The 12,487-nt window shown below is 60.3% G+C and carries 12 protein-coding genes; all 12 read right to left on the bottom strand.

Annotated elements, in window-relative coordinates; all coding sequences use genetic code 11:
- Positions 1–21: 21 nt before the first annotated feature.
- The 12 genes from HX823_RS25775 to HX823_RS25720 all read right to left on the bottom strand — a co-directional run bounded on the left by HX823_RS25775 (position 22) and on the right by HX823_RS25720 (position 12,486).
- The gene (locus tag HX823_RS25775) at positions 22–1,353 is read right to left on the bottom strand and encodes an MFS transporter (RefSeq protein ID WP_038851411.1); all 1,332 of its coding nucleotides are present in this window, start codon (positions 1,351–1,353) and stop codon (positions 22–24) included.
- A 161-nt stretch (positions 1,354–1,514) separates the two neighbouring features.
- Positions 1,515–2,834 (bottom strand): FAD-binding oxidoreductase, encoded by a 1,320-nt coding sequence (locus tag HX823_RS25770; protein ID WP_038851410.1) that lies wholly within the window; start codon positions 2,832–2,834, stop codon positions 1,515–1,517.
- Between the two features lie 83 nt (positions 2,835–2,917).
- The gene (locus HX823_RS25765; protein WP_177077319.1) at positions 2,918–3,640 is read right to left on the bottom strand and encodes a GntR family transcriptional regulator; all 723 of its coding nucleotides are present in this window, start codon (positions 3,638–3,640) and stop codon (positions 2,918–2,920) included.
- 137 nt (positions 3,641–3,777) lie between these two features.
- A complete protein-coding gene (locus tag HX823_RS25760; protein ID WP_177077317.1) occupies positions 3,778–4,791 on the bottom strand; it encodes a GlxA family transcriptional regulator in 1,014 nt (337 codons plus the stop codon).
- 1 nt (position 4,792) lies between these two features.
- Positions 4,793–5,638 carry a proline/glycine betaine ABC transporter permease gene (locus tag HX823_RS25755; protein WP_016979689.1) on the bottom strand — a complete coding sequence of 282 codons (846 nt, stop codon included), beginning with the start codon at positions 5,636–5,638 and terminating at the stop codon, positions 4,793–4,795.
- On the bottom strand, positions 5,635–6,483 hold the full coding sequence (locus tag HX823_RS25750; RefSeq protein ID WP_038851404.1) for a proline/glycine betaine ABC transporter permease: 849 nt from the start codon (positions 6,481–6,483) through the stop codon (positions 5,635–5,637). The genes HX823_RS25755 and HX823_RS25750 overlap by 4 nt, the downstream gene beginning before the upstream one ends.
- Positions 6,480–7,592: a glycine betaine/L-proline ABC transporter ATP-binding protein gene (locus tag HX823_RS25745; protein WP_177077314.1), complete on the bottom strand. Its 1,113-nt coding sequence runs from the start codon at positions 7,590–7,592 to the stop codon at positions 6,480–6,482. Before HX823_RS25745 ends, HX823_RS25750 begins: the two co-directional genes overlap by 4 nt.
- An 88-nt stretch (positions 7,593–7,680) precedes the next feature.
- Positions 7,681–8,529 carry a glycine betaine ABC transporter substrate-binding protein gene (locus HX823_RS25740; RefSeq protein ID WP_177077312.1) on the bottom strand — a complete coding sequence of 283 codons (849 nt, stop codon included), beginning with the start codon at positions 8,527–8,529 and terminating at the stop codon, positions 7,681–7,683.
- Between the two features lie 365 nt (positions 8,530–8,894).
- The gene (gene dctA, locus HX823_RS25735; RefSeq protein WP_177077310.1) at positions 8,895–10,181 is read right to left on the bottom strand and encodes a C4-dicarboxylate transporter DctA; all 1,287 of its coding nucleotides are present in this window, start codon (positions 10,179–10,181) and stop codon (positions 8,895–8,897) included.
- Between the two features lie 40 nt (positions 10,182–10,221).
- Positions 10,222–11,163 (bottom strand): D-2-hydroxyacid dehydrogenase, encoded by a 942-nt coding sequence (locus HX823_RS25730; protein ID WP_177077309.1) that lies wholly within the window; start codon positions 11,161–11,163, stop codon positions 10,222–10,224.
- Entirely contained in the window at positions 11,160–11,543 is a 384-nt protein-coding gene (locus tag HX823_RS25725; RefSeq protein WP_038851397.1) for a VOC family protein, read from the bottom strand. Before HX823_RS25725 ends, HX823_RS25730 begins: the two co-directional genes overlap by 4 nt.
- Positions 11,536–12,486 (bottom strand): hydroxymethylglutaryl-CoA lyase, encoded by a 951-nt coding sequence (locus HX823_RS25720; protein ID WP_177077307.1) that lies wholly within the window; start codon positions 12,484–12,486, stop codon positions 11,536–11,538. Before HX823_RS25720 ends, HX823_RS25725 begins: the two co-directional genes overlap by 8 nt.
- Position 12,487 lies beyond the last annotated feature (1 nt).

Here is a 12,487-nt window from a genome sequence, read left to right as displayed (position 1 = left end):
TGAAAGTGATGTGGTTTGCGCTCAACTGCTCAACGCAGCGGCGTCCCGCAAGTTCAGCGAACGTGTTTCCGGGGCCATGGCCCAGGCGGCGGCCAGGCCGATGAACGTCACGCCAGCCGCGACGTACATGGTGTTGCCGATACCAATCGAGTGAAGCGACAGCGGTACGAGGTAGGTGCCGATGGCAGCGCCGACTCGCGACAGTGAGGTGCCGATGCCCACGGCGAACGCGCGGATTTCGGTGGGAAACAGTTCGTTCGGGTAAACCAGTTGCAGCACCTGGGCGCCGCCGATGAACACGGCGTAGGCGCCGAACAGCAGCAGCACGAGAATTTCGTGGCTATTGGAAAACGCCGCCAGCAACAGCAAGGCAAGGCCTGACCACAGGAAGCTGTTGATCAGCATGCTGCGTCGACCGATGGTGTTGATCAGCCGCGTGGCCAGCACGCAACCCACCACGAACAGCAAGGTGATGAACATCGAGCCGTAGGAGGCCCACTCGCCTTTCAGGTTGAGGGCTTGCAAGACCTTGGGGGCGAATGCGTAAACGGCGAACACGGGGATGATCGAACAGGACCAGAACACCGAGACAAAGAACAAGCGCTTGCCGTACCCCGAGCGCAGCAGGTCACGAAAGGTCATCTTGCGTTCGTCGGGTTGCTCCGGCAGGTCACGCAACGAGTAGTGCGGCCCATAGACGCGCTTGATGACCTGCTCGGCTTCGGCCTCGCGGCCCTTGCTCAGCAACCAACGCGCCGATTCCGGCGTACCCAGGCGCAGCACAAACAGCACCAGCCCGATCACCGAGGCACTGGCCAGAGCGTAGCGCCAGGCGTCGTCGGCACCGGTATTGAGGATCGCGTTGCCGACCACATAGGCGAATGCCGCCCCGGCGAACCAGAGGATGGTCAGGGCGGCCAGCCGAGGGCCGCGTTGCTTCTTCGGTAGGAACTCCACCAGCAAGGAGGTGGCAACGGGGTATTCAATGCCCACGGCCAGGCCGATGATGAAGCGCAGGGCAAACAATGCCCAGGCCGACTCCACCCAGAACTGCGCCAGGGAACACACAATAAATAACGACGGGCCAATGAAATAAACTTTCTTGCGCCCTAACTTATCGGTCAGCCAGCCGCCGATAAAACCGCCAAAGAACACGCCGATCAAGGCAGAGGCGGCAATAAGGCCTTGCCAGAACTCGGTCAGTTCCAGTGCACCGGTCACTTGCAGCATCGCAATGCCGATAATGCTTAATACATAGCCATCCACAAATGAACCACCGCCCGAACGGGCCGTGAGCAATCGGTGAAAATTGTTAAGCGGTACATCCTCAACTGAGGCATTCGGACTTGTCATTATTATCTCCTACTTCGCTTCGTTCATTCGCCGGGGTACAACGCACACTTGAAATCCAGGCGAATGAAAGCCGTCTCAATCAGAAACCGCAGTCGCGTAAACGCCTGCTGTTTTCCAATCAATAGATTAAGTTCGGTATTGCGTAACGAGCGTGTTGCGAATCAGCTTTCCTGGCCGGCGCGGCTTTGCCCCCATAGCAAGTTCATGTTTACACCCGCTGATAACAGCGGCTCCGGTGGGTTTCTGCTCGGGCCCGGGGACGTCAACAGGAAGTCCACCAGGTGATTGCGCTTGCCCGCCAGCCATTCGGCCAGCAAGGTGCCAGTAACCGTGCCGCGGGTGACGCCCAGGCCGTTGCAGCACAGCGCGCCATAGACGTTTTTGGCCAACTCGCCGAAGTGCGCCATATGGTTGCGCGACAGGCTGAGGGAGCCTCCCCAGGTGTAGTCGAACGTCACCTCGCGGTGCAGTGGGAAGCGGCGGTCGAAGGACTCTTTGTGGCGCTTGACGAACCGCTGCAGGTACTTGGGGTTGCTGCGCCCGTCGGCGTTGAAGCTGAAGCTGTTGCGCACCAGCAGGCGGTTGTCGACGGTGCGGCGCAACGTAGTGCCAAACGGGTCGGCGGGGATTACGCCCCAGAATGGATGACCACCCAGGCGTGCCTGCTCGTCTTCGTCCAGCGGTCGGGTCAGGCTGGCGTAGGTGAAGATCGGCAGCATGCGGCTCTTGAGGAAACCAAAGCTCATGGCGAACGCGTTGTTGGTCAGCACCAGCTTGTCGGCGATGATGCGCCCGCCCTTGTGGATCAACACGGTCTTGTCGCCGTACTCCACTTCGGTAATCGGGGTGTTTTCGTACAGCGTCACGTTGGCCGGCAAGGTGTCCGCCAGCCCTTTCACCAGCGCCGCTGGCTGCACCAGTGCGGTGCCCGGTGTGAACAGGGCCTTGCGGTAGAAACCGGTGCCGATGTGGTTGGGCATATCGTCGGCTTCGATCACTTGATAGGCCTGGCCGAGTTTGTCGAGGCCACGGCGGTAGGCATTCAGCACGGCAATGCCACGGTCTTCGACGGCGGCCTGGTACTTGCCGCAATCGCGCCACTGGCAGTTGATGTTGTGCTGCTCTACCAGCGCACGCAGCATGGACTGCCCGGCGAGATTGAGCTCCATGCTGATCCGGGCGGTGGCGATGTCGCCGATGTAGTCTTCGGCACCGATGTCATGGGGCAAGTCGATGGCAAAACCGGCGTTGCGCCCGGAAGCGCCGTAGCCGACCTCCTGGGCTTCGATCAACACGATCTCGTCATCCGGAAAATTCAGCGCCAGTTGACGCGCCGCCGCAAGGCCGGTGAACCCCGCCCCGACCACGGCCCAGCGCGCCGAGCGGATACCGCTGTGGCGCGGGCGTGCCACGCGCGGTGGGCTGAGGTGAAACCAGCCACAGGTTGAATCGTCTGCCGGGGTGTTTCTGATGAGTGCCATTTTCGCGACCTGGGTTCTTTTATAGTTGTTAGAGCTAACAGCTACCCGTCTGCATCGCGTCACACTGGCCCGGCATCAACCGATCAGAAGGTGAGCGCTACATCCAGGCCTTCGGGCGCCGCGTACTCGGACATCCGCCGACGGGACAGTTCGAGGTGGGCCCGCACGATTTCCCCGGCCGAGACCGGATCGTGGTGTTCGATTGCATGGATCATCTCGTCGTGCTGCTGCGCGGCCACTTCCAGGTCTTCCTGCATGTCGACGGTGGTCGGATGGCGATAGAAGATTTTGCCCAGGCGTGCGTGGTCGATCAGCAAGCGTTGCAAGCTCGGCATCAGGTAGGCGTTGTGGGCCATCTTGCCGATTTGCAGGTGGAACTCGTCGTTGTACAGCACACGGTTCTCGACATCTTTTTCCTCGATAGCGATACGGAACAGCGCCTGGATACGCTTCAACTCCACCACCTCGGCAGGCGTTGCGTGTGAGCAGGCCAATTGCGTAGTGGCGATGTAAATCAGCGGTGCCGCCAGGAAAAAACTGCGCAGCGATTGGTAACTCATGGCCGACACCCGCGCGGCGCGGTTGGCTTCGAGGTCGATGTACCCTTCCGCCGCCATCTGCCGCATCAGTTCACGCACCGGTGGGCGCGACAAACCGAATTCATCACACAACGCCAGCTCGTCCACCACCGCACCGGGTGCCAGTTCCATGCTGAGGATGCGACGCCGCAGCGCTTCACCCAGTACTGCCTTGCGATCGATGCTTGGCTCAGCCGAAGCCGGTGTAGTGAGTTCTTTGGTAGCCATGTGAAACCTTCCTAGTAGTAAGTGCACACGGTCTACTACCTGTATTCGCACTATAAAACAACAAAATACTTTGTGTCTACAATTAAAATACACAGTGTTAAATTCAGTTGAAACCCTTTGCCAGCGGGGCTTTCCAGCTATTTTACCAGGCGGATTTCCTTGGACGGACGATGGCCGAAATAGGCGCTGTAGCACTTGCTGAAATGGCTGGGCGAGACAAAACCACAGGCTACCGACACCTCGACAATGGTCAGCGAGGTGTGCTGTAACAAGCGCCTTGCCTCGGTGATGCGCAGGTCCATGTAATAGCGTTGCGGCGAGGTGCCCAGTTGCTCCTTGAACAGCCGCTCGATCTGTCGCCGCGAGCGCCCGGCGTAAAGGCACAGGTCGACCATTTGCAACGGCTCTTCGAGGTTGACGTCCATCAGGTTGATCACTTCGCGCAGCGGCCCACTGACCGAAACGTTCAACATCGGCTTGATCCGGCGAAAGCGCGACGCCTCAAACGCCAGGATGTCTTCAATACCGTCGGTGAGGCTCTTGCCGTGCAAGCTGCGGATCCACTCCAGCGCCATGTAGAACGTGCCGGTGGGGCTCGATGCCGTCAGACGGTTACGGTCCACCACGTAGGCTTCACTGGTGACATGACTGAGCCGCGCGATCTCGGCCAATGCAGGGCGATGCTCGGGGTGAATCGCGCATCGGTATCCCTCCAACAGCCCCGCCCGCCCCAGAAACCACGCACCGTTCCACACGCCCGCCAGCGTTACGCCCTGCTCCGCCGCCGCACTCAGCAGTACGGTCAATTCATCGTTGTAACGCAGCGGCGTGCGATAACCGCCGCAGATCACCAGCAAATCCAGATCGAGCACAGCCTCCAGGGTCAGGCGCGCGTCGGGACGGATCACCAGGCCCAGGTCACTCACCACCTCATCGCAGACCAGGCCGAAGGTGCGCGTGGCGAACAGATCCGCGCGCAACAGGTTGGCGGTGACGATAGTGTCCAGCGCCTGGGTAAACGCCGGCAGCGAAAAGTGCTCCAGCAATACAAACCCCGCCCGCGCCTTGCGCACCTCCTGGCCGTGATGATCATTGAGGTAACGCAAGTTCTTGCCATGCATAGCACCACTGAATTGACGTCGCACTACCACGTCATACCCGCCGTGCCTGGCGTTGCAATGCGCCGCGTGACAAACGGTCGAGCAACAGCGCCACCGCCACAATCGCCAGGCCGGCACGCAGGCCCAGGCCCATCTCCATTCGCGTCAAGCCACGGGTCACTTCGGCGCCAAGGCCCCCGGCCCCGACCAATCCGGCCAACACCACCATCGCCAGCGACAACAGGATGCATTGGTTCAGCCCCACCAGCAGCGTGGGCGCCGCCGTGGGCAATTCGATCTTGAGCAGGATGTGCCGTGGCGATGCACCCATGGCCTGGCCCAGTTCCAGCAGGTCCTTGGGCAACTGCTTGAACGCCAAGGTGGTCAGTCGCAGCATCGGTGGGATGCCATACACGATGGTGGCAATGATGGCCGGCACGCGCCCCAGGCTGAACAGCATTACCGCCGGGATCAGGTACACCCACGGCGGGACGGTTTGCATGATGTTCAGGATCGGCAGCAAGGCCGCGTCCACACGCTTGACCCGTGCGGCAAGAATGCCCAGGGGGAACGCAACGCTGACGGAAATCAGCACCGCCACCGAGACCAGCGCGATGGTCTGCATCGACGCCACCCACAGCCCGGCAAACAGGCAGAACGCCAACATCAAACCGGCAAACAGCGCCACGCGCCAGTTGGCGAAGATCCATGCCAGCACCACCACGATGGCAATCAACACGTAGGCATGGGGCGCAAGCAGCAGGCCCTCGATCACACCCAACGAGGCCTCGATCACCTTGCCGATCAGCACGAACAGACCGTGCAGGTGGGTATTCAGCCAGTCGATGGCAGGGGCCAGAAACTCACCCGGCGAGATACGCAAATCAGCAAGGCTCATTGACTGGCTCCTCGGCGCGATTCAGCCGCGCTTTGTGCAAGACGGTCGAGAATCATCGTGAGGATGACGATGGCCAGCGCCGCATTGATCGACTTGGCGATGTCCAGGGTGCGCACCGCACCGTAGATGGACTCGCCCAACCCACCGGAGCCGACGATACCGGCAATCACCACCATGCCGAATGCCATCATCAGGCTCTGGTTGACCCCGGCCATGATGCTCGGCATCGCAAAGGGCAAGCGGATCTTGAAGAACATCTGCAAGCCGGTAACGCCGCTGGCATCACCCAGCTCGACGAACTCCTTGGGCGTCATGCGTATGCCCAGGGAGGTCAGGCGCAGCGCCGGCGGCACCGCGACGATAAACGTGGCCAGCAGCGCCGTCGCCGGGCCATAGCCGAGCAAGGCAATCGCCGGCAATAGATAGATATAGGGCGGCAGTGTCTGGACCAGGTCCAGGCACGGGTCGACCACACGATCGAACGCCGGCGTGAGCCCGGCCAACACGCCCAACGGCACCGCCACCAGCAATGCCAACAGCGTGGCGGTGAGTACCAGCGCCAGGGTGCTGACGGTCTCGGGCCACAGCCCGATAACTTCACACAGCAGCAAGGCCAGCGCCGATAACACCGCGAAGCGCAGCCCCACCATGCGCCAGCCCAGCAGGCCGATGACGAGGGCAATCACATAGAACGGCGGCGCAGCGATGCACCACTGCACGCCTTTAAATACGGCGGTCAGGGCCGTATTGGCGGCGTCGAAGAAAAACTCGCCATTGTCCTGCAACCACATCAGGCCGGCGTCTACAGCGGCATCGAACGGTACCGAGAAGTCCGGCGTACTCATATCGACGCCTCCAACACCGGGGCCAAGGCCTGGGCCTCGTTGGGAATGCCCTGCACGCCGCGCAGCAGATCCCCAGGTGTGATGATGCCCACCACGACGCCCCGCTCGACCACCGCCAACGGCTCAAGATCGGCGCCCATGGTCAAGCCAATCAGTGCGTTGATATCGGTTTCTGGCGTGGTTTGAGTGAGCCGGGTGAAATCGCACAGGGGGAACGCCTGTGCATAACGCGCCACCGGCGTCATCACCGAATGGGCCTTGACCAGGTGCAAGCGCGAGATGCCCGCAACGAACTCGGCGACATAGTCATCGGCTGGGTTCAACACAATCTCTTCGGCCGTGCCGACTTGGATAATCACGCCGTCCTTCATGATGGCGATGCGGTCACCGATGCGGATGGCCTCTTCCAGGTCGTGGGTGATGAACACCGCGGACTTGCCCAGCTCCTTGGTGAGCTGGCGGAACTCGTCCTGCAACTGGCGACGGATCAGGGGGTCGAGCGCACTGAACGGCTCATCCATCAGGATAATTTCCGGGTCGGCAGTCAGCGCGCGCGCCAGCCCGACACGCTGCTGCATGCCGCCAGACAGCTCGCTCGGGTAGCGCGAAGCCCAGTCACTCAGGCCGACCTTGGCCAGCGCACGCTCCGCCACCTGATAACGCTGGGCCTTGCCAACGCCCTGCACTTCCAGGCCGAAAGCGGTGTTTTCCAGCACGGTACGGTTGGGCAACAACGCCACACTCTGAAACACCATGCCAATGTGTTTGGCCCGCACTTCGCGCAACTGTGCGGGAGATAAAGCGGACAAATCCTTGCCCTTGACCAGCACCTTCCCGGCGCTGGGGGTGATCAGTTTGTTGAGCAAGCGGATCAGGGTCGATTTGCCACTGCCGGACAAACCCATGATGCAAAAAATTTCACCGCGGCGAACCTGCAGGCTCACATCCGACACCCCCACCACGCAGCTGAAATCCTGCAGCACCTGGGTTTTGCCGAGCCCTTTGTGAACCACCGCTTGCATCGCCGCCTTGGCATTCTGACCGAAGATCTTCCAGACCGACTGGCAATCCACAAGCACTTCGTTAGTGTCTATTTTGAGCGTTGTCATGTTTGAGCCTATTGAACCAGTTCGACTGGTTTTTCTAATTGATCAGAACGCGTTATCTGTACCCGGCAGTGGCAAAAAAGAGTGAGGTTTATTGTTTGATATTGGCCCAGCGTTTCATCAAGTCGGCATGGTTGTCGGCCCAGCCCGCAACGGCCTGATCCATGCTCTTGCCGTCCTTGACGGCGCCGTTGATAGCGGTGATGTCGGCAAGCGGCACGTAGACGCTGGCGATGACTTCGCGGGCGTGGGGGTATTCAGCGGTGAAGCCCTTATGACCGATCCAGTAATAGGCCTGCGGGGGAGCGAAAGAACCCTTGGGATCCTTGAGGAACTTAAGGTCGAACTTCTGGGCCATCCACGACGGCTCCCAGATGGTGACCGCGACCCACTCCTTGCGGTCTACGGCGGACTTCAAGGCGGCCGTCATCGCGGCAGTACTGCCTTCGAGCAACTGCAGTTTGAATCCGTAATCCTTAACCGCCTTATTGGCGTCGCTCATCAACCCTGAACCCGGCTCGATGCCGATGATCTTGCCGCCAAACTTGTCGGCGTAATCGTTGAGCTGTTCCAGCGAATCGATATCGACGTACTTGGGTACGGCGATCGCCTGGTAGAGGCCATAGGAAACCGGCGAGAGTTTTTCCAGGCGGTTCTTGTTTTTGTTCCAGTAGTCCTGGGTGGCGTAATCGGTCTGTGAAGCCAGGACTTGTACATCACCCTTGGTCAGGGCCGCATAGGCAATACCGATTTCCGAGAACTCAACTACTTTCACGGTATAGCCGGCGTTCTCCAATACCTTCTTGGTAATGCCGGTAATCGGCGTCAGGTCTTCCCAGGACATGGTGCCGACCGTGATGGTTTTTTCTTCGGCCTGCACCGGAAGCGCAACCACACCCACTAACGCAACCGCACAAACGGTTTTCCAAAAGTTCTTCATGGCGCGCCTCGATCTACGTTGTATTTATAGTTTCTGGCCCTGTTCAAAGGCCGGTGTGTTGGAACAACAAGGAAGGGTTCGGCAGCGCTGAGGGCGGCCTGTTGAAGCGAGACTCGCATGGGAAAAACGGAGGGTCAAGAGAATGTATTTTCTGTGTATACAAATATAATTCACACAAAACACAAACCAAATAATATTTTTTATATGTAATTCATAGAGTTAGACGAGAACGACAAAATACCGACAAGTCGGTTATAGGAAAGTATCAGGTCGCTTTTGGAATGCTACGAAGAGAGGAAAACGGACGGGGTCGTAGAGGTCTGGAGTGGGGGGCACTCCAGACAGATTCAAAAAAGCCGTGCGCCCTACCCTAACTCACGCTTGAGTTGCTCGCGATCCAACGCCCCATCCCAGCGGGCAATGAACAACGTGGCCACACCGTTGCCGATCACGTTGATCAGCGCACCGCCTTCCGAGATAAATCGGTACACGCCGAGCACCAGCACCAGCCCCGCCGCCGGGATCACATCGATGGAGCCGAGGGTGGCGGCCAGGGTAATGAATGCACCGCCGGTCACGCTCGCCGCGCCTTTGGAGGTCAGCAGCAGGATCAACAGCAAGGTCACCTGGTGATACAGCGACACATCGATGTCCAGCGCCTGGGCAATGAAGATCGCCAGCACCGTCATGTTGATGCAGCTGCCGTCGAGGTTGAAGCAGTAGCCTGAGGGCACCACCAGGCCGACAGTGGACTTCTCACAGCCGAGCTTTTCCAGCTTGCCCATCAGGCGCGGCAAGGCGGATTCCGAGGACGAGGTGCCCAACACCAACACCAGTTCTTCACGGATGTACTTGAGGAACTTCCACAGGCTGAAACCGGCCAATCGCGCGACCAGGTTCAACACCACGAACACAAACACCAACCCGGTAATGTAGTAGCACACTAACAGGTTCACGTAGGCCCCCAGCGATTGCACGCCGTATTTGCCGACGGTGAACGCCATGCCGCCAAAAGCCCCGAGCGGCACCAGGTACATGACAATCTTGAGCATACGGAAAAACGCCTTGGCCACCAGATCGATGGTGTTCAGCAAGGGTTTGCCGGTATCGCCCAGCAACTGCAGGCCAAACGCAAACAACACCGAGATGAACAGCACCTGGAGGATGTCGCCGTCGGTAAACGCGCCGAACACCGTACTGGGCACGATATGCGTGAGGAAGCCGACCACGCTCTGATCGTGGGCCGCCTTGGTGTAGCCGGCGATGGCCGACGCATCCAGGCTGGCCGGGTCGATATGCATGCCCGCGCCCGGTTTTAGCAGGTTGACACCGATCAAGCCGATCACCAGGGCGATGGTGGTCAGCACTTCAAAGTAGATCAGGGATTTGAAGCCGATGCGGCCGATGCGCTTGAGGTCCTGCATGCCGGCAATGCCGCTGACCACCGTGCAGAAGATGATCGGCGCGATCAGCATCTTGATCAGCTTGATGAAGGTGTCGCCCAAGGGCTTCATCTGTTCGCCCAAACTTGGGCTGAAATGACCGAGGATCACCCCCAGCACAATGGCTGCGAGCACTTGCACATACAGGTGCTGGTAGAACGGTGTGCGCTGTGGCAGCGCTTGGATCGACGAGCTGATTATTTTTGTCATGGCTCTGCCTATAGGGTTTGTGAGGGACGTCGCTGGGGTTTCAGGTCACCACGTTGATCGGTTTGTTGGCGGCGAATGCCTCGATGTTGTCCAGCAGCACCGCCTTGAGGCGCGCGACACTGCTTTGGCTGGCCCAGGCAACGTGGGGCGTGATCAGCAGATTGGGGTGTTCACAGTGCAGCAACGGGTGGTCCGCCTGCGGCGGCTCCACGTGCAGCACATCCAGTGCGGCGCCGCCCAATTGACCACTGGCGAGAGCGGCCAGGACGGCGTTTTCGTCCACCAATGCACCGCGAGCGGTATTGATCAGCAAGGCGCCGGGTTTCATCCGCGCGATTTCGGCGGTGCCGATCAGATAACGGGTCTGGGGCGTCAGCGGGCAATGCAGAGTCAGCGCATCCGCCTTGGCCAACACCTCCTCGAAGGCCACATAGCCCGCCCTCACCTGCGGCGCGCCACGGTGTTCGGCAAACAGCACGGTAATGTCCAAGGCCTTGGCCAGACGCGCGACACGGCTGCCGATGTCGCCGCGACCGACGATGCCCAGGGTCGAGCCTTGCAGGTCCTGGATCGGCGCACCGTGCACGCAAAAATGCGAAGACTGTGGCCACAAGCGCGCCGAGGCGACACGGTACGCCATCAAGTGACGGCGCAGCGCAAACAGCGAGCCGATCACCGACTCCGCCACGCTGACCGCGCTGTAGGCCGGCACGTTGCACACCGTCACGCCTTGATCACGGCAGGCGGCGAGATCCACGCAGTCGTAGCCGGTCGCCGCCACGCAGATCAGCTTCAGGCGCGGCAATTGCTCAAGAGTGGCGCGGTCCAGGCGCACCTTGTTGGTGATCGCCACGTCGGCGTCGGCCAGGGCTTCGATTACGTGATCGGGGCGGGTGTGCTCACGCGCGGTCCAGTGGCTGGCGTGGGCAGGACGCGCCAATGGAGACGGCAGGCTCGCGCCGTCGAGAAACACGATATTCATGCGGGCACCTGCTCGGAAATTTCGATGAGGTTAAGGTCGGGGTCGCGCACATACACCGAACGAATCGGGCCGGTTGCGCCGGTGCGCAGCACCGGGCCTTCGATGATCGGCCAGGTTTCAGCCTTCAAATGGGCAATCACTGCTTCCAGGGGAATACTGGCGATAAAGCACAGGTCCAGCGCGCCAGGCACCGGCAGATGGGCCTTGGGTTCGAACTCATGCCCACGCTCATGCACATTGATTTTATGGTTGCCAAAACGGAAGGCGACGCGGCCGTTGCCAAAGGTCTCCAGGCGCATGCCCATGACGCGGGTGTAGAAGTCTTTGCAGGCGCTCAGGTCAATAGTCGTGAGGACCAGGTGGTCGAGATGATCAATCATGATGGGCTACCTGTTGGGTCAGGGTGTGGACGTGTTCGGGAATGGGGTGCAGGTACAGGCGCTTGCCGGCCTTGAGGATCTGGCTGGGGGTGGCGTGGCCGATCAGGCCGGGTAACCGGGCAGAGGCGGCCAGTACGCGGTCCAGTTGCAGGCCGGTGTCATAGCCCATCAGGTCGAGCATGTGCACCAGGTCTTCCATGCACACGTTGCCGCTGGCGCCGGGTGCATAGGGGCACCCGCCAAGGCCGCCCAGCGAAGCGTCGAAACGGTCGATCCCGGCCTGCAACGCCGCCAGGGTATTGGCCAGGGCCATACCACGGGTGTTGTGGAAATGCAGGGTCAGTTGCAGCTCGGGAAAGCGCTCGCGCACTTGCCGCGACAAGGCTTCCACCTGTGTGGGATAGGCCATGCCGGTGGTGTCGCACAGCGTGACGCCGCGCACGCCCAACTCGGCAAAACGCTCGACCCATCCCAACACATCGTCCGCCGGCACATCGCCCTGCATCGGGCAGCCAAACACCGTGGACAACGACACATTGACGGCCACCGGCCCATGTCCAATCACCCCCACGACATCCCTCAACTGGGCAAATGATTGATCACGGGTCATGCGTAGGTTGGAGCGGTTATGCGGCTCGCTCACCGACATCACCAGGTTGGCCTCGTCGATGCCACAACCCAGCGCCCGTTCGGCTCCGCGCACGTTGGGCACCAGCACCGTGTACTCCACGCCCTTTTGACGATGGATCCCGGCCATCACGGCCTCCGCATCGCGCAACGCGGGGATAGCCTTGGGTGAGGTAAACGAGGTCACTTCGATCTTCGCGTAGCCGCACTGGCTCAGTTCGTCGATCAAGGCGATTTTCTGTTCGGTGTCGATAAAAGTCTTTTCGTTCTGGAAGCCGTCACGGGTCGCGACTTCCTGCAGGTACAGGCGTTTCATA

The organism is Pseudomonas sp. P7759, assembly GCF_013386445.1.
Classification (GTDB): domain Bacteria; phylum Pseudomonadota; class Gammaproteobacteria; order Pseudomonadales; family Pseudomonadaceae; genus Aquipseudomonas; species Aquipseudomonas azotoformans_A.
This window is presented reverse-complemented; position numbering and strand designations above follow the sequence as displayed.